General features: G+C 38.3%; 19 protein-coding genes. 5 read left to right on the forward strand and 14 right to left on the reverse strand.

Annotated features, from left to right (window positions below; genetic code table 11):
• Positions 1–44: 44 nt before the first annotated feature.
• The 12 genes from ACIP9G_RS03190 to ACIP9G_RS03245 form a co-directional block, all read right to left on the reverse strand.
• Entirely contained in the window at positions 45–1,895 is a 1,851-nt protein-coding gene (locus ACIP9G_RS03190; protein WP_401017322.1) for a dynamin family protein, read from the reverse strand.
• Positions 1,896–2,140: 245 nt separating this feature from the next.
• Positions 2,141–3,022 carry a ribokinase gene (gene rbsK, locus ACIP9G_RS03195; protein ID WP_401018152.1) on the reverse strand — a complete coding sequence of 294 codons (882 nt, stop codon included), beginning with the start codon at positions 3,020–3,022 and terminating at the stop codon, positions 2,141–2,143.
• Positions 3,023–3,307: 285 nt separating this feature from the next.
• Entirely contained in the window at positions 3,308–3,898 is a 591-nt protein-coding gene (leuD, locus tag ACIP9G_RS03200; protein ID WP_401017324.1) for a 3-isopropylmalate dehydratase small subunit, read from the reverse strand.
• Between the two features lie 31 nt (positions 3,899–3,929).
• Positions 3,930–5,339, reverse strand: coding sequence for a 3-isopropylmalate dehydratase large subunit (gene leuC, locus ACIP9G_RS03205; protein WP_340824027.1), 1,410 nt, complete (start codon positions 5,337–5,339; stop codon positions 3,930–3,932).
• 16 nt (positions 5,340–5,355) lie between these two features.
• Positions 5,356–6,456, reverse strand: a complete 1,101-nt coding sequence (gene leuB / locus ACIP9G_RS03210; RefSeq protein WP_340824026.1) for a 3-isopropylmalate dehydrogenase — start codon at positions 6,454–6,456, stop codon at positions 5,356–5,358.
• An 89-nt stretch (positions 6,457–6,545) separates the two neighbouring features.
• Positions 6,546–8,087, reverse strand: coding sequence for a 2-isopropylmalate synthase (locus ACIP9G_RS03215; protein ID WP_401017327.1), 1,542 nt, complete (start codon positions 8,085–8,087; stop codon positions 6,546–6,548).
• The gene (gene ilvC, locus ACIP9G_RS03220; protein WP_340824023.1) at positions 8,074–9,108 is read right to left on the reverse strand and encodes a ketol-acid reductoisomerase; all 1,035 of its coding nucleotides are present in this window, start codon (positions 9,106–9,108) and stop codon (positions 8,074–8,076) included. Before ilvC ends, ACIP9G_RS03215 begins: the two co-directional genes overlap by 14 nt.
• A 96-nt stretch (positions 9,109–9,204) precedes the next feature.
• A complete protein-coding gene (gene ilvN, locus ACIP9G_RS03225; RefSeq protein ID WP_173478925.1) occupies positions 9,205–9,720 on the reverse strand; it encodes an acetolactate synthase small subunit in 516 nt (171 codons plus the stop codon).
• The gene (ilvB, locus tag ACIP9G_RS03230) at positions 9,717–11,480 is read right to left on the reverse strand and encodes a biosynthetic-type acetolactate synthase large subunit (RefSeq protein WP_340824022.1); all 1,764 of its coding nucleotides are present in this window, start codon (positions 11,478–11,480) and stop codon (positions 9,717–9,719) included. The genes ilvN and ilvB overlap by 4 nt, the downstream gene beginning before the upstream one ends.
• Positions 11,481–11,992: 512 nt before the next feature.
• Positions 11,993–13,663 carry a dihydroxy-acid dehydratase gene (gene ilvD, locus ACIP9G_RS03235; RefSeq protein ID WP_340824021.1) on the reverse strand — a complete coding sequence of 557 codons (1,671 nt, stop codon included), beginning with the start codon at positions 13,661–13,663 and terminating at the stop codon, positions 11,993–11,995.
• A gap of 380 nt (positions 13,664–14,043) precedes the next feature.
• Positions 14,044–15,366, reverse strand: coding sequence for a D-arabinono-1,4-lactone oxidase (locus ACIP9G_RS03240; protein WP_401017331.1), 1,323 nt, complete (start codon positions 15,364–15,366; stop codon positions 14,044–14,046).
• On the reverse strand, positions 15,354–16,529 hold the full coding sequence (locus ACIP9G_RS03245; RefSeq protein WP_401017333.1) for an amino acid deaminase/aldolase: 1,176 nt from the start codon (positions 16,527–16,529) through the stop codon (positions 15,354–15,356). The genes ACIP9G_RS03240 and ACIP9G_RS03245 overlap by 13 nt, the downstream gene beginning before the upstream one ends.
• Positions 16,530–17,024: 495 nt before the next feature.
• On the opposite strand from ACIP9G_RS03245, the gene ACIP9G_RS03250 reads away from it, so the two are divergent.
• Positions 17,025–17,570 (forward strand): cysteine hydrolase family protein, encoded by a 546-nt coding sequence (locus ACIP9G_RS03250; RefSeq protein WP_401017335.1) that lies wholly within the window; start codon positions 17,025–17,027, stop codon positions 17,568–17,570.
• A gap of 118 nt (positions 17,571–17,688) precedes the next feature.
• A complete protein-coding gene (locus tag ACIP9G_RS03255) occupies positions 17,689–17,946 on the forward strand; it encodes a GlsB/YeaQ/YmgE family stress response membrane protein (protein WP_340824015.1) in 258 nt (85 codons plus the stop codon).
• A gap of 40 nt (positions 17,947–17,986) precedes the next feature.
• On the opposite strand, the gene ACIP9G_RS03260 is transcribed toward ACIP9G_RS03255, so the two are convergent.
• Entirely contained in the window at positions 17,987–18,682 is a 696-nt protein-coding gene (locus tag ACIP9G_RS03260) for a lytic transglycosylase domain-containing protein (protein WP_401017337.1), read from the reverse strand.
• 159 nt (positions 18,683–18,841) lie between these two features.
• Here ACIP9G_RS03260 and mscL point away from each other — a divergent pair, with 159 nt between their 5' ends.
• The 3 genes from mscL (at position 18,842) to ACIP9G_RS03275 (ending at position 21,791) form a co-directional block, all read left to right on the forward strand.
• On the forward strand, positions 18,842–19,231 hold the full coding sequence (gene mscL, locus ACIP9G_RS03265; RefSeq protein ID WP_401017339.1) for a large conductance mechanosensitive channel protein MscL: 390 nt from the start codon (positions 18,842–18,844) through the stop codon (positions 19,229–19,231).
• 280 nt (positions 19,232–19,511) lie between these two features.
• The gene (locus tag ACIP9G_RS03270; protein WP_401017341.1) at positions 19,512–20,627 is read left to right on the forward strand and encodes a methionine biosynthesis PLP-dependent protein; all 1,116 of its coding nucleotides are present in this window, start codon (positions 19,512–19,514) and stop codon (positions 20,625–20,627) included.
• A gap of 3 nt (positions 20,628–20,630) precedes the next feature.
• The gene (locus ACIP9G_RS03275) at positions 20,631–21,791 is read left to right on the forward strand and encodes an aminotransferase class I/II-fold pyridoxal phosphate-dependent enzyme (RefSeq protein ID WP_401017343.1); all 1,161 of its coding nucleotides are present in this window, start codon (positions 20,631–20,633) and stop codon (positions 21,789–21,791) included.
• A gap of 107 nt (positions 21,792–21,898) precedes the next feature.
• Here ACIP9G_RS03275 and ACIP9G_RS03280 read toward each other — a convergent pair whose 3' ends face one another.
• The gene (locus ACIP9G_RS03280; protein WP_340824009.1) at positions 21,899–22,684 is read right to left on the reverse strand and encodes an alpha/beta fold hydrolase; all 786 of its coding nucleotides are present in this window, start codon (positions 22,682–22,684) and stop codon (positions 21,899–21,901) included.
• Positions 22,685–22,725 lie beyond the last annotated feature (41 nt).

The raw sequence follows: 22,725 nt of genomic DNA on the forward strand, positions 1-22,725 counted from the left end.
GCCCTAAAAGAATCCATCACTTTTAGGACTTTGACTAATACATATTATGATTCATATTGTACTTCTAATTTATTTGGTATTGCGGGAATATCGTTTGATTTAACATCCGTCTCTGCAAGGCGTAAGTCTTGTAATGGATATTTACTGTCAACCTCAAAAGGAATCTCAATACTTTCCATTTTATTATTCATCTGACTTCTAGCAAGTAAGCCGTTTTTCGATAAATCGATGTCAATAATACTGTCGATTGTTTCTTCCAGCATTTGTTGATCTTTTACGCGAAGTGGCATTCTATCTTCCATTAAAAATGGCTTTATATTATCTTTAATAAATCCTTGCGCTTCAATTAAACATGAAAACTCATTTAATTTAGCTGCATATAATTTTAGTTGCTTTTTCTCTTTTGCACGTTGCTGGTTAAGCTCTTTCACCCTATTTTCTATTCGAGCTAAACGTTTTTTCGATAACCCTATCAAATAGCTTTGGATTGATTGTATTTCTTCAATAATTGAGGCTTCCGCTTCTCTTACTTTCGCATACTGAGTAACACATTCCTCTTGCTGTTCATTTAAGCGAAGAACACGTTCTTTGAAAAATTCATTTTGGGTATGTTGACCAAAGATGGCTTTCATAAGTCCTTTGCCATGAATTTTTTTATGTTGTGCATCTAGGCGCTCATGTTCTCGCATATATTCGTTGTGCATATTTCGATATTCTCTTAAGGCTTGCTGATAGATTACCGCCTTTTCAGTAAACTGTTCTACTTGATCATCCTGTAAATAATCATTTTGGGAAATCGTTTGTAAGAGCTGATACAATGTTTGAACATTTTTGAAGACATTCGCTACCTGTTCATACTCTTGTTCGTATTCTTGTACAATCGCTAAATCGCGTTGGTAACGTGAAAATTCATATTGTGTATCGCCAGCAAATTTTTCAATATTTTCAACTGCTGATTGAAATGGGTCACGTTGTGGTATAACTGTTAATTCAAAACGGAAACGTTCTAGCCATTGTAAAAAACGAATAATAATTGCATACGTTTTTTTATCACTATTCATCGCAACACGTTGAATTTCCGCAATTAAATTATCATATTGACTCTGGTGCCATAACTCTTTATTTTCTGTTCGTTGTGCTTCGATGGCATCGATTGCCGAAACGGGAACAAAGTCGCTAATTAAATGACCAATTCGCTTTTTTTCAGAACTTATAAACGCTTCTGTATTATTATTTGTATCAATTGCATTGACAATACAAAGAGGTACAACCCCTTTATTTTTTAAAGCCTCCATTAATAAAATTTCTGCGTCAATAGCCATTGATTGAGAGCGTAGCACCCAGAAAATTTCATCCACACGATTGATCAAAGATTCAGAGAAATAGGCCATTTCTCCCCCTCCTGCTTCCAATGATACCGAATCGATAATTGTAACAGATTTCAATAAATCATGTTTTATATATACTTCTAGATAGTCTAAATGTTCACGTAAAATTTGTGATGCAAATGTATCTCCTGTTGTGAGTAATTCTAATTTACTCATATCAAATATTGCCACCATACCATCTAAAAAATAAGCTTTTACTTCCTCATTTTCACCGTAACGTAAAAACGTGTTAACCCCTGTCGGATTTTGATCGCTAACAGGTAAAATAGAACGACCAAGAAGTCCATTCACAAGGGTTGTTTTTCCTACACGCTGTTTCCCGACTATCAGTACCATTGTTTCATTGTTTGCATCTTGGATTATACGATTTAAGTGCTTAGCTGTATCTTTTACATATGTATTTTGTACAATAATGCTGTGCAGTTGACGTAAACGATCCACAAACTGTGGCAAAATATTATTCGCTGAGGCTGTATAGTCGATTGGCGTAGTGTCAATATTCGTCATCCTCAAAACCTCTTTCCTATGTATCTATAGTTTCATTATAAATGAAACTATTCTATTTCTTATACATAGTTGAAAATTAATAACAAAAAAGGACAAACTACTTAGTTCGGGTTGTCACAAATAGGATTTACTTCTTAGTTCAATTTTCTATATTTTCTTTATTTATTGCACAACTAGGTAAATAAAATGAGATTTTCGTGCTAACCTATTATGAACTTAAAGCTAATCTTGAAGCGTAATATTTTCTATTCCTCATAACCAGCCATTCGCGCATACACTTGGCTAAGCGTTGGCATACCGCCTTGTGCGCCTAATTTCTCGACAGAAAGCGAGGCTGCTATATTTGCAAAATAAACAGCTTCGTCCAATGATTGCCCCTCTGTTAATGCATACGCAAGTGCACCATTAAATGTGTCGCCTGCTCCTGTTGTATCTAATGCTTTTGTCATATAGCCAGGAACATGAATAGGGTACTCTCCATCAAAATAACGAGCGCCATCACTTCCTAATGTAATAATTATTTTATTCGGATATTTTTCTAGTATACTGTCGAAATCGTCTCCAAATATTTGGGCACACTCTATTTCATTCGGTGTGATGTATGTTATATCCTTCATCCACTGCATATCAAAATTCGCCGCTGGTGCAGGGTTTAATAGCACTGGTACATTAGCATCCTTACATAATTTCAAGGCATAGGTCGTCGTTTCTTTAGGAATTTCTAGCTGTAAAATTACTATTTTGCTCTGCTCTATCACGTCTTTCACCGCATCTAAATGAGACGGTTCCAATGTATAATTTGCCCCAGGTACTACAATAATCCGATTATCATTATGATGAACTAAAATATTAGCTACTCCCGTTGGTACTGACGCTGATATAAGTGTTTTCGTATTAACATGCTCTTGCTCTAAAACTGTTCGCAATGTATTACCGAAGTCATCATTGCCTACGCAACCAACCATTGTTACTTGACTACCTAGACGTGCAGCGGCAATAGCCTGATTAGCGCCTTTCCCACCAGGACTTGTTCGAAACGCTTCACCAAGCACTGTTTCTCCTTGCTGTGGAAAATTAGCCATTTGTATTACTAAATCCATATTTAAACTACCGATTACTGTTATCATCTGAATCATCCTTTCCATCTTCCTTACCATTTTACCGAGTCCACAATCGAAAGACAAAGGCTTACTTGTTCTCATTCTTACGATGTATCGGCGATTTCACTAGGTTTACTGGCGATTTCCCGCCATGTATCGGCGATTCCACAATGTTTATCGGCGATTTCTCGCCATGTATCGGCGATTCACCTATTTCGCCTGTGAGGCAAACGAACAACAACGTTTACAGCAAAAAAAGTGTTAGATTGAACGCAGTCAATCTAACACTTTTTTCTAAGCCACTTTTGCTAATTAGTAGGCTACTCGCTGCGCTTCATATGCAGCAATTTGATCTTCGTACTTAATTGTTAGGGCAATTTCATCCCAGCCATTTAATAATGTTTCTTTATAATAGGAATCGATATTAAATGTATAGACTTTACCATCTTCGCCCGTTACAGTTTGTGCTTCAAGATTTACATCCACATGGTAAGGGTTTGCTAAACCTTTTTCTAAAATTTCTTCGCACTCTGCTTCTGTTAGCTTGATTGGTAAAATACCATTTTTAAAGCAGTTATTGTGGAAAATATCTGCGAACGATGGTGCAATGACTACATTGAAGCCATAATCTAAAATGGCCCATGGTGCATGCTCACGAGAAGAGCCACAACCAAAATTATCTTGTGCTACTAGAATTTTAGAGTCTTTAAATTCAGGTTTATTTAATACAAAGTCTTGCACTTCATTTCCTTGCGCATCATAGCGCCAGTGATAAAACAAGTATTGACCAAAGCCTGTACGCTCAATCCGTTTTAAAAATTCTTTCGAAATAATTTGATCTGTATCTACATTTTTACGATCAAGTGGTGTAATAACACTTTTTACAATATTAATTGGTTCCATTTCAATCATCCCTTCCGTGTAAATTTAGCTTTTACACAGTTTCCTTCACGAATTCCCGTACATCAACGAAATGTCCTGCAATGGCTGCAGCTGCTGCCATCGGCGGTGATACTAAATGCGTGCGCGCGCCTGTACCTTGACGACCTTCGAAGTTACGGTTTGATGTTGATGCACAGCGTTTACCAGCTGGTACAACATCATCATTCATTGCCAAGCACATCGAGCAACCTGATTCGCGCCATTCAAAACCAGCATCAATGAAAATTTTATCCAAACCTTCAGCCTCTGCTTGTTTTTTTGTAGTATGGGAGCCCGGAACAACGATTGCTGTAACGTTTTCATGAACTTTGCGGCCTTGAATAACGTTTGCCGCAGCACGCAAATCGCTTAAGCGTGAGTTCGTGCATGAGCCAATAAATACGTATTGGATATCGATTGAAGTTAACGGCTGACCCTCTTCTAAGCCCATATAAGCAAGTGCTTTACGAAGAGCCGCTTTGTCAGACTCATCTTTATAATCTGCCTGCGTCGGAACATTTTGCGATACACCAGAACCCATCGAAGGATTCGTACCCCATGTAATAATTGGCTCAATTTCCTCAGCCTTAATGATGCGCACTTCATCATATGTAGCATCCTCATCTGATGCTAAACTTAACCAATAAGCTGTTGCTTCTTCAAATTTGTCACCTTGTGGTGCATATTTGCGGCCACGAATATAATCTACTGTAATTTGGTCTGGTGATACAAGACCAGCCTTTGCTCCCGCTTCGATTGACATATTACAGATTGTCATCCGTTCTTCCATTGACAGTTTGTGGATTGCTTCTCCAGTGAATTCCACAATATGCCCTGTACCAACGCCAATGCCAAATTTCGAGATGATTGCCAAAATAATATCCTTTGCCGCAACGCCAACTGGAAGCTCGCCTTCAACACGGATTTCCATTGTTTTAGGCTTGTTTTGCCATAACGTTTGTGTGGACATTACGTGCTCTACTTCTGATGTACCGATACCAAATGCAATGGCACCGAATGCACCATGTGTAGAAGTATGAGAATCTCCACATACGATTGTTTTACCAGGTTGTGTTAAACCTAATTCTGGTCCAATAACGTGTACAATTCCTTGATCAGGGTGACCCATACCTGCAAGTTCAATCCCAAATTCAGCAGCATTTTTCGCTAATGTTTCGATTTGATTGCGTGCAATTGGGTCATTAATAGTCGGTAAATTTTTCGTTGGAACGTTATGATCCATCGTTGCAAAGCTTAAGTCAGGACGACGCACTTTACGTCCGTTCATGCGTAAACCTTCAAATGCTTGCGGAGAAGTTACTTCATGAATTAAATGAAGATCAATATATAACAGGTCCGGTTTGCCCTCTTCCTGATAAACAACATGTTTATCCCAAATCTTTTCAATTATATTTTTTCCCATTGTCTTCACCTATTTCTTAAATATATGTTGTCATAATACTTTCCGATACAAAACTTGTATCAATTTCATTAATTACTTTATCTGTCCATTCATTTGTAGATAACGTGCGCCCACCATCGCGTGAAAGGTCAGCTGTAAAGTAACCATCATCAAACACAGCACTAACAGCACGTTCAATTTCAGCTGCTTCTTCTGCTAGGCCGAATGAGTATTGTAACATCATAGCGACTGACAGAATTGTTGCTGCTGGATTGGCAACACCTTGCCCTGCAATCTCTGGTGCTGAACCGTGTACTGGTTCATAAAGACCAAAATTATCACCACGGATAGATGCGGATGGTAATACACCGAGAGATCCTGTTATAACCGATGCTTCATCACTTAAAATATCACCAAACATATTTTCTGTAACAACGACATCATAGTGAGCTGGATTTGTAATTAATTTCATAGCTACTGAATCTACTAAGTTGTGCTCGACTTGCACATCTGGATAATCCTTTTTCTTCGCTTCTACAACTTCGCGCCATAAACGACTTGTTTCAAGTACGTTTGCTTTATCGACAGAACATAATTTGCCTCCACGTAAACGTGCTAATTCAAAGGCATTTTCAACGATACGCTCTACTTCTGCTATTGAGTAAACTGTAGTATCAATTGCGCCATTTTCAGTACGCATACGTGGTTCCCCGAAGTATACGCCGCCTGTAAGTTCACGTACGATCATTAAATCGACGTTTTCGGCTACTTCACGTTTTAAAGGTGAAGCATCTAGTAAACTCGGGAACGCCTTTACTGGACGTAAATTTGCGAATAAGTCAAAGTGCTTGCGAATACGTAACAATCCTTTTTCTGGACGTAGTTCTGGAGGGTTATTGTCCCATTTCGGACCCCCTACTGCTCCTAATAAAATGGCATCGCTGCCCTCACACATTTCAATTGTTTCATCAGGTAGTGGATTATTGTGTTGATCGATGGCAGCGCCTCCGATTGTTCCATAACCTAAATGGAATGTATGGTTAAATCGTTTACCGATTACTTGTAATACACGTATAGCTGACGCAACCACTTCTGGCCCAATTCCGTCGCCAGGAAGTACTGTAATTTTTTTCTCCATTTATAAAACACCTTTCTTTTTATAGAGTATGGTTACGCTGTTTTAGGAAAGACTCTCACCTATTTCAGGCAGGCGAGAGCCAAATCAAATTAAACTAGTTGACCTTGAGCTCGAAGACTTTCTTGGATTAAATGTCGATTAATCGCATTTAAATAAGCTTTCGCGGATGCTTCTAAGACATCTTGTGATGAGTTTCGTCCCGTTGTTGATACATCATCGTATCGAATATTAATGACAGCTTCACCAAGTGCATCGCGCCCTTTGCCGACAGACTTCACACGGTAATCTATAACATTGATGTTACCTGGCACAAGCTGTTCTAATGTATTAAAAATAGCTTCTACTGAGCCTGAGCCCGTTGCCACTACATTTTTTACATGGCCATCTGGCGTCACAACAGTTGCAGTGGCTGTCGGAATATTTTCTGTACCATATTGTACCTGTACCATTTTCAGTTCAAATAATGGCACATCTTCAATTTGTACTTGTTGCTCCGTAAGAAGTGTTAGCAAGTCTTCTTCCGTAATTTCCTTTTTACGATCTGCGAGCTGTTTAAATTCAACAAAAGCTTTGTTTAGCTTTTCGTCTGACAGTGTGAAACCCATTGTTACTGCACGATCTCGGAAGGCAGCACGTCCAGAATGTTTTCCAAGGACAAGTGGCACTTCACCTTCGCCAATTAATGCAGGTGAAATAATTTCGTAAGTTTCAGGATTTTTTAGCACGCCGTCTTGATGAATACCAGACTCATGGGCAAATGCATTTTTACCAACGATTGCTTTGTTCGGCTGAATAACGACATTCGTTAGTTTACTTACTAATTGAGATGTACGCTTAATTTCTTGTAGATTAATACCTGTTTCCACAGGGTACATATCTTTACGGATATGAAGAGCCACAGCGATTTCTTCTAGTGCAACATTCCCTGCACGCTCTCCGATACCGTTCATTGTTCCTTCTATTTGTGAAGCACCATTTTCGATAGCTGCGATTGTGTTCGCCGTCGCCATCCCTAAGTCATCATGGCAATGTGCTGAGAATTTAACTTTTTCAGCACCTTTCACATTTTCTAGTAAAAATTTAAATAATGCCCCATATTCTTGTGGAGAAGCATAGCCAACTGTATCAGGCACGTTAATCGTCGTTGCACCAGCAGCAATAACATCATTCATAATACGGACTAAAAATTCACAATCCGATCGGAAAGCATCCTCTGCAGACCATTGCACAAGAGGGAAGTATTTTTTCGCATACTTCACAGCTTCAATTGCTTGCTCTACTACTTGCTCTGGTGATTTTTTCAGCTTGTATTCCATATGAATTGGAGATGTTGCTAAAAATATATGAATATGTGGTTGTTCTGCTACTTTAATAGCTTCCCATGTTGTATCTATATCTTTTTGGACGCAACGAGCTAGCCCTGTAACGATTGAATTTTTCACAGTACCGGCAATTCGGTTGACCGCATCAAAATCACCAGGAGATGAAGCAGGAAAACCTGCTTCAATAATCGTTACACCTAGTCGTTCAAGTTGCTTAGCAATTTCAATTTTCTCTGCTGTATTTAAGTTAATACCTGCAGATTGTTCGCCATCGCGAAGTGTTGTATCGAAAATATCAATTTTTCGCACTTGTAGCCACTTCTCTCACAACTTTTTCCTTACCTTCATTAATGAATGGCATCATTGCACGTAATTTTGCACCAACTTCTTCAATTTGGTGGTTCGCACCAGCTTCTTTGAACTTCGTATAGTCTGGACGACCATTTTCATTTTCTTGAATCCAACGACGAGCAAATGTGCCATCTTGGATATCTGTTAATACTTCCTTCATTCGACCTTTAACAGATTCGTCAATGATACGTGGACCTGCAACATAATCACCCCACTCAGCAGTATCTGATACTGAGTAACGCATTGTTGCCATACCACCTTCAAACATTAAGTCCACGATTAATTTTAATTCGTGTAATGTTTCGAAGTAAGCAAGTTCTGGTTGGTAGCCAGCCTCTACTAATGTTTCGAATCCTGCTTTTACTAATTGAGTTGCCCCACCGCAAAGTACTGCTTGCTCACCGAATAGGTCTGTTTCTGTTTCCTCTTTGAATGATGTTTCAAGTAAACCACCGCGTGCTGCACCAATACCTTTACCGTAAGCAAGAGCTAAATCTTTTGCTTGACCAGTTGCATCTTGATGGATTGCGAATAAACCTGGTACACCTGCACCTTGTTGGAATTGACGACGAACTAGATGCCCTGGACCTTTTGGTGCTACTAAAAATACGTCAACATCTGCAGGTGGTGTAATTTGACCGAAGTGAATATTGAAACCATGAGCGAACATAAGAGCTTTACCAGCTTCTAAATATGGAGCAATTTCAGCTTCATAAACTGCTTTTTGACGCTCATCTGGAAGTAAGATTTGAATTACATCTGCTTGCTGAGCTGCTTCAGCAACTGTTTTTACATCTAAGCCATCCGCTTTTGCTGCGTCGAAAGATCCGCCTGGACGAACACCTACTACTACATCGAATCCTGATTCTTTAAGGTTTAATGCATGTGCATGACCTTGTGAGCCGTAACCGATAATTGCGATTTTTTTCCCTTTTAATACGTCCTCGTTGATGTTTTGTTCATAGTACATAGTAGCCATTGTTTGTTTCCTCCTAATAGTGGGTTTATTTTTTTGCTTGCGATTATTACTACTTATTCAGTATTGCAAATCACAAGTTTCAATTTTATATGCAAACTATTTTAAAATAGAGAGCTGTGTATTCATGATTTTTTGTGTTTCACGAACAGATGCTGTAGCACCCGTACGTGTTAATTCTTTAATACCATATGGGCGAATTAGCTCAATAAAGGCATCAATTTTTTCTGGATGTCCTACCACTTGATATGTCACAACGTTTTTCGCTGTATCAATAATTTGTGGGCGGAACGGTTCAACAATTGAGTTCATTTCCAGACGTAAATTTGGTGGTGAAATAACCTTCACAAGCGCTAGCTCACGAAGCACGATAGATTTATCTGTAATGTCATTGACTTTTAACACATCAATTTGCTTCGATAGTTGCTTCACAAGTTGTTCAATTTTCCGCTCATCTTCTACATTTACAACAAAAGTCATTTTAGAGAAGTTTGGCTGTTCTGTATGACCAACTGTGATCGATTCGATATTGAATTGACGCTTCATAAGTAAACCTGTTACACGGTTTAGTACACCACTTTGATTAATCACTGTTACGGTAATTACTCGTTTCAATTCTTTTTCACCCCAATCATTTCATGTAACCCTTTACCTGGTGCAACCATTGGGTATACACATTCAAGCTGTTTTACGCGGCAATCGATTAACGCTGGCTCGTCATTAAGAAGTGCCTCACGGAAAATACTTTCCGCTTCGTCAATTGTGTCAATTCGATAGCCTTTAATGCCGTATGCATCCGCTAATTTAACAAAGTCTGGCTGGATCGGCATAAGTGAAGATGAATAACGCTCTTCATAAAATGTTTGTTGCCATTGGCGTACCATTCCTAAACAGCTGTTATTTAAAATCACAATTTTTACTGGTAAGTTGAATTCTTGTAATAATGAAAGCTCTTGTGCAGTCATTTGGAATCCTGCATCGCCTACAATGGAAACAACTTTTTTGTCTGGCTTCGCAAACTGGGCTCCAATTGCGGCCGGGAAGCCGAAGCCCATCGTACCAAGTCCACCAGACGTTACCCATCCATGATCATTGTTTAAGCGGTAATATTGCGCAGCCCACATTTGATGCTGCCCTACATCCGTCGTAACAATGGCATCTCCTTCAGTAATTTTATGCACAAGCTCTAGTGCTTCCTGCGGTAAAACTTCCGAGTCACCAGCTTCTTTTGTATACCAAAGCGGATATTCATTTGCGTGATTATTTAAAAACTCTAGCCATTGTGCAGTATCTGGACCATCAAAGTCTTTTTTCAATAAAGATTTTAGCGCCTCTTTCGCATCCGCAACGATTGGGATATCGGTTGGTACGTTTTTACCAATTTCAGCCGGATCGATATCGATATGGACAATTGTCGCATTCGGTGCAAACGTTGCTAAATTCCCTGTTAAGCGATCATCAAAGCGAGCACCGATATTTAAAAGTAAATCTGATTTCGTAATCGCAATATTCGCTGTTACTGTCCCATGCATCCCTGCCATACCAATGAATAATTCATGGTCACCATGGATGGAGCCGAGACCTAATAATGTATTGGCCACTGGAATTCGATACTTTTCAGCGAATGTCGTTAATTCTTCACGTGCATCTGCAAATAGTACACCAGCCCCTGCTAAAATTACTGGATTTTTAGCTAATGAAATTGCTTGAATAGCCTTTTGAATTTGTAAATAGTTCGGCTTATAAGTTGGCTGATATCCCGGTAAATAGATTTCTTCTGGTTCTTTTGGTGGATTATCTACATCAAACAGCATTTGAGAGACGTTTTTTGGGAAATCCACAACAACTGGTCCTTTACGGCCTGTGTTGGCAATATGGAAAGCTTCTTTCACAATGCGTGGAATATCATTCACATCCTGCACTTGATAGTTATGCTTTGTAATCGGTGTTGTAATGCCCATAATATCTGCCTCTTGGAATGCATCTGTTCCAATAACAGATGTTGCTACCTGACCAGTGAAAACAACTAGTGGAATTGAATCAATCATCGCATCCGCAATACCTGTTACTAGATTCGTTGCACCTGGACCACTTGTTGCGATAACAACTCCCGGTTTATTCGATACACGTGCATAGCCTTCAGCTGCGTGAATGGCACCTTGCTCGTGACGTGTTAAAATATGACGAATTGGGTTTTTGTACATTGCATCGTATATTTGAAGTACTGCCCCACCTGGATAACCAAAAATTATCTCTACATCTTGATCATGTAGCGCTTGGACTAAAACGTCTGCACCGTCTTTCGCTTGAAAAGTTTGCGCTACTTCTTCTGTCGCCAATTGTTCTTTTTCATTAATTGAAACATTCGTACTCATCAAAATATGCCTCCTTCTTGTCTATCGATTCACAACAGCATACGACTACCTGTTCTAGTTAATGAACACTTTAATGATTTAACGTCGAAAAGGTTAAGCAATTTATGCTGGAAAACATAAAATAGAATATACTGTTCTTTTTGAAAAAAAATAAAAAGCCCTTTTCTCCGAACGCAAATAACTACCTTGCGTAGGGATGAAAAAGACTTTTCATGGTACCACCCTTGTTTATAGCAATAAAAATTGCTACCTCGCGAATAAATGAAAGCATTTATGCACCAATGTAAGTAAACTTACATCCAATACGGTGTCATAAATCATTTATTCATTAATAACGAGCACTTCGATTATGCCCGGAACTATCTAATGGCGATCACGCGTTTAATAGTTCACTCCGAGGGGATGTCGGATCTAGTTGTATCGCCGGCTTCCAGCACGACCGGCTCTCTGGTAGATACAAGGCTCTAGAACCTTTAACCTCATCAACGTTTTAACTTATTTATTTTTTAATACTAAATCTTCATAACGCCACCAGTTGATGCACTTGTCACTAATTTTGAATACCTTGCTAACCAGCCACGTTTGATTTTCGGTTCAAAAATCGGCAGTTTAGCACGACGTTCTGCTAATACTTCATCGGATACTTCTAAATTGATTGTACGATTCGGTAAATCAATTGTAATAATGTCACCATTTTCAACTAAAGCGATTGGACCGCCCTCTGCTGCTTCCGGCGAAATATGCCCTATTGAAATACCGCGAGATGCACCTGAGAATCGACCATCAGTAATTAACGCCACTTTGGTACCAAGACCACGACCTTGAATTGCTGATGTTGGTGCTAACATTTCAGGCATCCCTGGGCCACCTTTTGGTCCTTCATAACGAATGACGACTACATGGCCTTCCTTAACATTACCGTTATCAATATTTTCTTGTGCTGCCTCTTGTGATTCGAAGACAATAGCTTCCCCTGTAAATACTTTAATAGAAGGATCTACAGCACCAACTTTAATAACTGAGCCATCTGGTGCAATATTGCCAAATAACACCGATAAACCACCGACTGGACTATAAGGATTGTCTTTTGTACGAATGACTTGATCATTCGTAATCTCATAATCTTTTACTAGTTCACCCATTGTTACACCTGCAACAGTAGGACGATTTGGATGAATAGCACCTGGAATAGATGTTAATTCATTGATGATGGCACTTACACCACCTGCTTTATTAATATCATCCATAGAAACATCTGAAGCTGGCATAATTTTCGCTAAATAAGGTACTCGCTCTGCAACTTTATTAATATCTTCAATGTTATAGTCAATTTCAGCTTCATTGGCAATTGCTAATGTATGTAGAACCGTATTAGTGGAACCACCCATTGCCATATCTAGTGCAAATGCATCGTCAATTGCTTCTTTTGTAATAATGTCACGCGGCTTAACGTCTTCTTTAACCATTCGCACTAGTTGTTTAGCGGCTTCCTTAATAAGTTTATGTCGTTCCTCAGAAGTAGCAACGATTGTTCCGTTGCCTGGAAGTGCTACACCTAGCATTTCCATTAAACAGTTCATAGAGTTCGCTGTGAACATCCCTGAACATGATCCACATGTTGGACATGCATTATTTTCGATATCTAACAGCTCTTCAGCTGACATGTTGCCTGATTTATGAGCCCCTACACCTTCAAAAACTGAAGTTAAAGAAAGCTGTTTTCCTGTAGCAGATGTTCCCGCCTCCATTGGGCCACCAGATACAAAAATCGATGGTACGTTTGTACGGACCGCTGCCATTAACATCCCTGGTGTGATTTTGTCACAGTTTGGAATGTAAAATACTCCATCAAACCAGTGTGCATTAATAACTGTTTCTGCTGAATCTGCTATAATTTCACGGCTAGGTAAGGAGTAACGCATACCAATATGCCCCATTGCAATACCATCATCAACACCGATTGTATTAAATTCGAATGGAATACCACCCGCTTCAATTATTGCTTCTTTCACTACATCAGCAAATGTACGTAAATGAACATGACCTGGAATAATGTCAATATAAGAGTTACAAACCCCAATAAATGGTTTCCCTAAATCTTTTGCTTTTACTTTGCCTGTTGCATATAAAAGACTTCGATGTGGCGCACGATCTACGCCTACTTTAATCATGTCACTTCTCATATTAAACGCCCCTCATTTATTGCTATGTTCGTTGATATATACAAAATGTTCTGTCTATTTTGTTTTTGCCTTAGCATATTGCCTTTGTTGGCAGCTAATTGTTGTAACGAACGTATTAAATTGTTGTTATCATAGTACGAATAACTATACTAAGTCAACAGTGTTTTTTGAATTGTTTAAAAAATTCAAATACTCTGCTAAATATGAAATCGTTTACATGCTGATTAAGCATCACTTTTATCTCGAATTGATAAATATTTTGACATTTCGTTCAAATTTTAATTTTTTTATAATAAACAATATTCAGTATGAATTAATTGTAAAAGTACTTATTGTTTTCCATCCCTTTTGACGAGTAAATTTACGATTAATTCTATATTTTATAATATAAATAATTGTTCTAGGTAATGTGTGAGAAATACTTTGTCAGGATCATATTGTGCACGAACTGCTAAAAATTTATCTATATTTGGATACAATGCCTGGACATGTGAAGCTGTTAAATGACTTTGTTTTCCCCAATGTGGCCGTCCCTGATATTTTTGCATTAGCGTATGGATCCATTTAAAATAAGGCTCCTCTGACATTCCTTTATACATATGAAATGCAATAAACGCTGATTCCTGTCCCTGCGTTGGACTTAAATAACCGGATTCGCCAGCTGTTGTTCGGCATTCCAGTGGAAAATGCACGTTCAAATGTCCTTTTTTAAACGTTGCATGAATCTCTTCTATACATGCTTCAAATTGCGGTAAAGCTATCGCGTACTCGCTTTCTTGGAATTTTACACTGCGAGGAGAGGGAAAAATTTCATAGCTTATACCTATCTTCTCTGCCTCCACCACATTTGCCGCAGCTAATTTGCTCATCGCACTACTTAAGGTTGGCTTCCACTTACATAATTCCGAAATGGCAAAAAACGCACCATTTTCTACTATTTGAAGTTTTATATTTTCTACGACCTTACTCCATTGACTCTGATAGACAGGAGCCATTGCATTCATCCGTTTAATTTGAATCGTCTCACTGCCTGGGAAGTAAAACCACTCCACATGACGATGCTGTCGTATATCTTTGGCGAACGTCGCAAGCCCATTTGTTAATGTATCCCTAGACCCAATATAATGTAAGCTATATAGCGGTAACACTTTAATAGTCACCTTTACAAGTACACCAAGCATGCCGAGTGAGACATGCAGCGTCTCGGATAATTCATCAGCATCTCTATCATGTTCGTGATATGTTCCATTCCCATCGACAAAACACCAGCGTGTCACTGCCGACGATAGCGAACCTAACGTCACACCTGTCCCATGTGTACCTGTGGATACTGCACCAGCAATTGTTTGTTCTTGAATATCGCCCATATTAATGAGACCAAAACCGTGTTTTGCGAGCTGTGGACCAATTTCATATAAATATGTTCCTGCCCATAATGTCGCCTCTTGTTTTTCCGCATCAATCGAGATGAGCCCTCGCATATTATGTAATGAAAGTGCAATATGCTCTGGCATTGCAACAGCACTAAAAGAATGAGCTGCACCTGTGACACGAATCGTTTTCTTTGTATCACGCGCATGCTTCACTACGTTTACGACTTCTTCTATAGAACGAGGCAAATACATCTCACTTGGATAAGAAATAATATTACCTGCCCAATTCGTCCATTTTTCTCCACTTTTCCACTTTTCTATAGAAAACATTGGCCATCCCCCCTATATGTTGCAAAGCTACCTACGTATTGGTCTCCCCTTATTCCATGTAGTGCTTGAAATCTTTCGCATAGCTCCCCGGCTTTTGCATGACGAAAATAAATGGTGTCACCAATTGCGATAGTTTTACCTTTCACTTTAATAGGTGTCTGTACCTCTCCTGCCCCTTCTAAACTGAGAAATGAAAAATAAGCAGGCTCATAAAATGCTGGATATCGATCAACTGCCATCGCTCCAGATGCTGGATAGCCACCACCATGACAAACAACAATATAATTTGCCGGTTTTCGCGTAACACGGAGTGCAAAACCTGCTGCTTTGGCAAGTTGCAAATGGGAAAACTGATCAAAAAGTGCTGGTGCATAAAATGCTGAGCCAACTGTGATTTCCGTCACTTCTTTCTGCTTAGCCGTATACGTCATACTTCCTGTCCCACCACCATTGACAAAGCGTAATTTTGGAAAATATGCTTTAATATGCGCAACTGCTAATCTACGAAACTGTGTAACTTGCTTTTTTGCTTGTGTTTGCATTAAATCTATTAATCTACCTTTTATAGCATTTGCAGGTCGATTACCTACACCCGCTATTTGCGCTTCATAGCCCATGACACCTACAACTTCTATGTGCGATTGCTCTTTTATATATAATAAGAATGGTGTTATCGACTCCAATGAATGGAGAGAGGATCGCTTCGTTCCAAAATAGAGCACTTTAAAATCAGTCGATAAATTGATATCAATACAAATAGATACTTTAATATCAAGCTCCGACCCTATTTTCTCTAAAAATGCTACATGTTCAAGTCTATCAACCATAAATGTGATCGTTCTTCCTTCTTTCACAAACTGTAACAGCTGTCGAACTGCTATTTCTTCCATAATTGGATAGCCAAGAAGAACATCATCAAAATGTTGTTCAAGTAAAAATAATGTTTCTGCTGCAGTAAAAGTCATGAAGCCTACTACGTTTGAAAGGTTTTGCTGTACATAATGCAGCACCTCTACCGAACGAATTGATTTTGTCGCAACGCGGATTTTTTTTTGCCCGCATGCTTGTTGAACTTTTTTAATATTTTCATCTAGTGCGTCAAGGTCAAGCCATGCAAATGGTCGCTCTAGCCCATTGAATGCTTGCTGAAATCTTGTAGTCATCAAATCCCCCAATATGCTTTATATATTTGACAATAGATAGAAAAATTCACCTTTTAAAATAAAATGCTTGTCTACTTCCTCCTTGCAATACCAACCGAGCATGTCATTGGTCTTGCATTCTAGCTTTACAATATATAGAGACAACAAAAAACAACCGTGGACTACGACGAAATTGCCTTCACGGTTGTTTTAGTATAGGTCAAGCATTGTACTCACCTTTCTATTGTATTTTTAATTACGAAGCAAATAAAAACTCCGCAGCTAAATTTAACACCACTACTAAATGTAACGCAGCGATTAAGAATCCTTGGCGATCTAAACGTTTCATAACAGACATATTCATAAACTATCACCTCTCCTTTTTTCACATTATACGCTCACATTCTTCAATTTTCAAACTATTCTTAATATTAAAATATGACTATTTTTCTGACAACCAAAACCAAATATGGCATGATAAAGAGTGAAATCATGCCTAAAGGAGTGGAGAAAATTTTGAAAAAAGCATTACTTGTCATTGATTACACAAATGATTTTGTAGCGGCGGACGGCAAACTATCTTGTGGAGAACCCGGACAATTACTAGATACGCCCATTGCCACATTAATAGAGCAATTTATTGCTGAGAAAAATTTAGTGGTCTTTGCTAATGACTTACATGAAGAAAACGATTCGTTTCATCCCGAAACAAAGCTTTTTCCTCCTCATAATATTCGGGGCACGCTTGGGCGCAATCTATACGGACATGTTGGGAAAGTTTATGACTTGCATAAAGAAAAAGTAATGTGGCTTGATAAAACACGCTATAGTGCGTTTGCAGGAACAAATTTAGCCATTTTACTAAAAGAACGTGGCATAGAGGAAATTCATTTAGTGGGTGTTTGCACAGATATTTGCATTTTGCATACTGCTGTAGATGCTTATAATTTGGGCATTTCTACAGTTATTTATGCAAATGCTGTAGCTAGCTTTGACGCAGCTGGTCATCATTGGGCTTTACGTCATTTTGAACATACATTAGGTGCAAACGTTGTGAAATAATATAATGAAATCATAAAAAAAGAAGCTGTTTAGGTTTAATTATCTCCAAAAAGGATATAACTAAGTAATGCCATTATAGAAATGCCATTATATCTTAACTTTAAGGAGATGGATAATTTTGATTAGTTTCATTTGGTTTTTAATTATCGGAGGAATTTTAGGTTGGTTAGCTGGAGTCATTTTAGGAAAAGACGTTCCTGGAGGCATTATTGGTAACATTATTGCCGGGATTGTCGGTTCTTGGATAGGTAGTATGGTTTTAGGAAATTGGGGTTGGAGAGTTAGTGATTTTTATGTATTCCCAGCATTAATCGGTGCAATCGTACTTATCTTCATTGTAAGTCTTATTTTAAAGGGTATGCGTAAAGCAGCCTAATTATGTACAAAAGAGCCATTCTAAAGGATGGCTCTTTTCGTTATTTTGAATTCATAAGAACTGCTGTTTTTAATTCATCATGGTAATCATTATACAAATTATAGTAATGTAACACATTGCTAACGTATTCCTCGCTATGATTATAATTAAAAACTGCTCGTTTTACATCACCTTTAGCAGCACCATACTTTGATAAATAATTTGCTGCACTAAACACTGCATCTTCAATATCATATGGATCGGCTACGCCATCGCCATTTGCATCGACTCCGTAGCCACCATATTTTTTTATTATAGCTGGATCCATTAGTTCTGCTTTTGAAATATTGCCCTTGCCCAGTCCAGAGCAAGTTGGATGCTTCCAGCCTACAAATGTGCAGGGCATAAATTGCATATGACCTACAGCACCAGCCGGTGATACAAGAGATTTCATGGAGGAAAATCGCGTTTCAATGCGATGATGGGCTGCTAACAATGTCCAAGGCACTCCATATTTTTCTTCAGCCGCAATATATACGGGAATATATTGCTCCGGAATGTTCATATCAAAATTTTGCTGTATTTCTTCAATTGCCTTTTGTTGCGCAAGTTTTTCAAAGATAGGAAATGTTTGAAGTTCCCGCCACGCAAAAAAGGCGAGTACATACACAGTAATCGCTACAGGGATTAATAATGCTATCATCCCCATCTTTACAGTTGGTGATAGCAGTGGTTTCTTTTGTTTTTTTTTCGCCATATGTCACACCTAATCATTCTTTGTCTACTTCCATATTACCAAATTTACCGTTTTATGTTGTAGATTTTTTCTATTTTTATTTTTACTTTGTTATAATGAGGCAAATATAGTAAAATACAATTCGATTGTTTTAATGGATATTAGTAGGAGGATTTTTTTATGTGGAAAGACTTTAAGGAATTTGCTATGAAAGGTAACATCATTGATTTAGCTATTGCAGTTGTAATTGGTGGTGCTTTCGGTAAAATTGTTACATCTTTAGTAGAAAATATTATTATGCCATTAGTTGGTGTTTTAACGGGTGGCATTGATTTAACAGAAAGCTTTATGTTTGGTTCAGGTACAGCCCAAGTCAAGCTTGGCGTATTTTTACAGTCCATCGTTGACTTTTTAATTATTGCTTTTGCCATTTTTTTAGCTTTGCGTCTGATGACTAAATTTACTAGAAAAAAAGAGGAAACGGTTGTAGAGGAGCCTACACCAGAGCTCGATGCAAAAGAGGAACTTTTAAAAGAAATTCGCGATTTATTAAAAAAACAACAAGCTTAATAAACAAGGCTATAGAGCAATTCGTTAAATTCGAATACTCTATAGCCTTTTTGTATGTGCTTACAGTTCCATCCTCGGCAATTAATCCCCTACTATTCCTACATGATTTAATTTCAATAATCTATGTAATTTTCTGAAATCATCTTGTCCTTCTGTACTATACATGTTAAATTGGTAACAATTATAGAGAATATTGAGGATACTAATCAAATTATTCTATTAAGAAATAGAGTCCTAATTGGGCTCTTTCTATATTATTGATGAAGAAAAGAGTGACGATATGACAAACAATAGAACTATTGAAACAAAACTTGTACAGCTAGGAAATTTAAGTGACCCGAGTACTGGCGCAGTCAGCCCTCCAATTCATTTATCGACTGCTTATAAACATGCAGGTATTGGTGAATCTACAGGTTTTGACTATGCACGTACAAAAAATCCAACACGTGCCATTTTAGAGGCAGGAATTGCTGATTTGGAAGGTGGCGACGCTGGTTTTGCCTGTAGTTCAGGTATGGCTGCGATTCAACTTGTTATGTCTCTGTTTAAGCCTGGTGATGAATTAATCGTACCAGATGATTTGTATGGTGGTACATATCGACTTTTTAACTTTTTTAATGAAACATACAATATTAAACCGATCTATTCAAAATTTGAGTCTGTTGAGCAAGTAGAGGCTTTAATTAATGAAAATACGCGTGCCCTCTTTATCGAAACACCAACAAATCCACTTATGCAGGAATTTGATCTCAAAGTGTATGCTGAGCTTGCACATAAACACGGTGCATTGTTAATCGTTGATAATACATTTTACACGCCATATTTCCAACGACCAATCGAATTAGGTGCCGATATTGTGTTACATTCTGCGACAAAGTATATTGGTGGCCATAATGATGTTTTAGCTGGTCTAGTTGTCTCAAAAGGCGTTGAGCTGTCAGAACGTATTGGCTATATTCATAATGGTAGTGGAATGGTATTAGGTGCGATGGATTCTTGGTTATTGATTCGTGGATTAAAAACGTTGCATCTTCGCTTAAAACAACATGATGCAAATGCGAAGGCAATAGCTGCTTATTTAGAAGAAGAAGAACTTGTGACAGACGTACTTTATACAGGCAAAGGTGGTATGCTGTCATTCCGACTTCAAAAGCCTGAATGGATCGACCCATTCCTTCGAAACTTAAAGTTAATTATTTTTGCAGAAAGCCTTGGTGGCGTTGAGAGCTTTATCACATATCCTGCCACACAAACACATGCCGATATGCCTTACGAAGAACGTGTAGAACGCGGTGTATGCGATCGTTTACTACGCTTCTCTGTCGGCATTGAAGAAGCTGAAGACTTAATTGCAGATTTAAAACAAGTGTTTGATACGCTGAGAAAAGAGGCATAAAAAATGAAGCAACATATTGAAACAGCCCTTATCCACGCAGGTGTGCGTGATGGCTATGAAAATAAAAAAGGGGCAGTAAACGTTCCTATGTATGTATCTTCAACATTTCATCAAGAGAGCATTGATGAGTTCGGCGAGTATGACTATGCACGTTCTGGTAACCCAACACGTGATGCATTAGAGAAAGCCGTTGCAGAGCTTGAAGGTGGCGTTCGAGCGCACGCCTTCTCTTCAGGAATTGCAGCTGTTTCCGCAGCATTAATGCTATTATCTCAAGGTGATCACATCGTGATTACTGAAGACGTTTATGGTGGCACATATCGCTTTGTTTCGAAAGTATTACCTCGTTTTGGTATCTCTCATACATTCGTTGATTTTTCAGATTTAGCGGCAATTGAAGCAGCCATTACGCCTGCGACAAAGCTTCTTTATATGGAGACACCATCAAATCCAACATTAGGGATTACAGATATTCGCGGCGTAGTTTCGATAGCTAAACAATATCAATGCTTAACGTTTTTAGATAATACGTTTATGACACCATTACATCAACGTCCACTTGACTTAGGTGTTGATGTAGTAATTCATAGTGCAACGAAATTTTTATCTGGTCACTCAGATATTATTGCAGGACTAACAATTACAGCCGATGAGCAACTAGGAAACGACCTTTATTTTATCCAAAATTCTTTTGGGAATATTTTAGGTGTACAGGATTGCTTCACATTACTGCAAAATATGAAAACAACGGATGTGCGCTTTAGTCGTTCTGCGGCATCAGCACAAAAGATTGCGCAGTTTTTAGATGATAACCCGCTCGTTGAACAAGTATACTATCCAGGTCTTGCATCACATCCTGGTTACGAAATTCATCAAAGCCAATGTACAAGTCCAGGAGCTGTATTGTCCTTCCGTCTACCTCACTATGCTGCTGCAAAAGCATTAGTGGAAGCAATGAAAATCCCTGTTTTTGCTGTATCTCTTGGTGGTGTGGAATCCATTCTTTCCTACCCAGCTAAAATGAGCCATGCTGCGATGGAGCCTGAAGAACGTACAAAACGTGGTATTACAGATGGCCTATTACGATTTTCAGTAGGGCTGGAGCATGTTGATGATCTAATTGCTGACTTTGCCCAAGCATTAGAAATTGCTGCAAAAGCTTAAAATGTCAGAATTGTTTGAGTGACTGGCACTTCAAACCCACTTCGCTTTCCTGCGGCCAACGTGTAATCTGCGGGAGTTAAGTGGGTTTTTACGTTGTTAATCAAAATTTAACAGCCTGAAGAAAATTCAGAATTGTTTGGGTGACTGGCACTAAGCCAATTGTCTATTATTTCATTAAAAAGAGCTGGATTCGCTAATGAAATACCATGTCCAATATCGGCTACTACCATTCCTTTACAATTAGCATTACTTTTCACCAAGTCATTTGCAGATTTTTTCATGATTGATTTTTCTTTATTCCCAATGAGCACAAGCATTGAAGTTTTTACATGTTTAAAGTTTTCTGGGATTGAGAATGATAAATTTTCCGTAAGTACAGTTGTTAGCATTCGTTGTGATATGCGACAGCTTTCTTCATAATATTGCGCAAACTTTTCTTTAGGGATATAAAGTGTTTTAGCTTGAATTTTTGAAAATGTTCGATTTGAAATAAGTGGAGAAGTGAGTTTTATTGTAGGGGCAATCCATTTTTTTAAAGCAGGCATCGGCCTCACTAAAGCGCTATTTATGACAGCCATATCAATTAAATTGGGTCTCATACATAGCAATTGCACAATAATTTGTGCCCCTAATGAAAAACCGATAATCGTTATTTTTCGATTATTAGAAACCTGTTCTATAAGATCAATTATTTTCTGCGCAGCTTGTTTTATTGAAAAATATGTATCTTCACTATTTTTTCCATGTCCAGGTAAATCAGGAACTATACAATGATAATGTTGGGCAAAATATATTATTTGTTTTTCCCACATCCAGCCACTGACACCTCCCCCATGTAAAAACACGATAAGTGGTGCATTTTTGTCTCCATGTTCTTCATAATAAAGCGTCAAAATTCCTTCCTCCTTTTCATCTTCAACTAGTAACTCCTTTG

Source organism: Lysinibacillus sp. NPDC093197 (genome assembly GCF_044754025.1).
In the GTDB taxonomy this organism is placed as follows: domain Bacteria; phylum Bacillota; class Bacilli; order Bacillales_A; family Planococcaceae; genus Lysinibacillus.

Coding starts and splice junctions, on each gene's coding strand:
- ACIP9G_RS03190 (WP_401017322.1), bottom strand. CDS start 1,895: ATGACGAATATTGACACTACGCCAATCGACTATACAGCCTCAGCGAAT.
- rbsK (WP_401018152.1), bottom strand. CDS start 3,022: ATGATAACAGTAATCGGTAGTTTAAATATGGATTTAGTAATACAAATG.
- leuD (WP_401017324.1), bottom strand. CDS start 3,898: ATGGAACCAATTAATATTGTAAAAAGTGTTATTACACCACTTGATCGT.
- leuC (WP_340824027.1), bottom strand. CDS start 5,339: ATGGGAAAAAATATAATTGAAAAGATTTGGGATAAACATGTTGTTTAT.
- leuB (WP_340824026.1), bottom strand. CDS start 6,456: ATGGAGAAAAAAATTACAGTACTTCCTGGCGACGGAATTGGGCCAGAA.
- ilvC (WP_340824023.1), bottom strand. CDS start 9,108: ATGGCTACTATGTACTATGAACAAAACATCAACGAGGACGTATTAAAA.
- ilvB (WP_340824022.1), bottom strand. CDS start 11,480: ATGAGTACGAATGTTTCAATTAATGAAAAAGAACAATTGGCGACAGAA.
- ilvD (WP_340824021.1), bottom strand. CDS start 13,663: ATGAGAAGTGACATGATTAAAGTAGGCGTAGATCGTGCGCCACATCGA.
- ACIP9G_RS03240 (WP_401017331.1), bottom strand. CDS start 15,366: ATGTTTTCTATAGAAAAGTGGAAAAGTGGAGAAAAATGGACGAATTGG.
- ACIP9G_RS03245 (WP_401017333.1), bottom strand. CDS start 16,529: ATGACTACAAGATTTCAGCAAGCATTCAATGGGCTAGAGCGACCATTT.
- ACIP9G_RS03260 (WP_401017337.1), bottom strand. CDS start 18,682: ATGGCGAAAAAAAAACAAAAGAAACCACTGCTATCACCAACTGTAAAG.
- mscL (WP_401017339.1), top strand. CDS start 18,842: ATGTGGAAAGACTTTAAGGAATTTGCTATGAAAGGTAACATCATTGAT.
- ACIP9G_RS03270 (WP_401017341.1), top strand. CDS start 19,512: ATGACAAACAATAGAACTATTGAAACAAAACTTGTACAGCTAGGAAAT.
- ACIP9G_RS03275 (WP_401017343.1), top strand. CDS start 20,631: ATGAAGCAACATATTGAAACAGCCCTTATCCACGCAGGTGTGCGTGAT.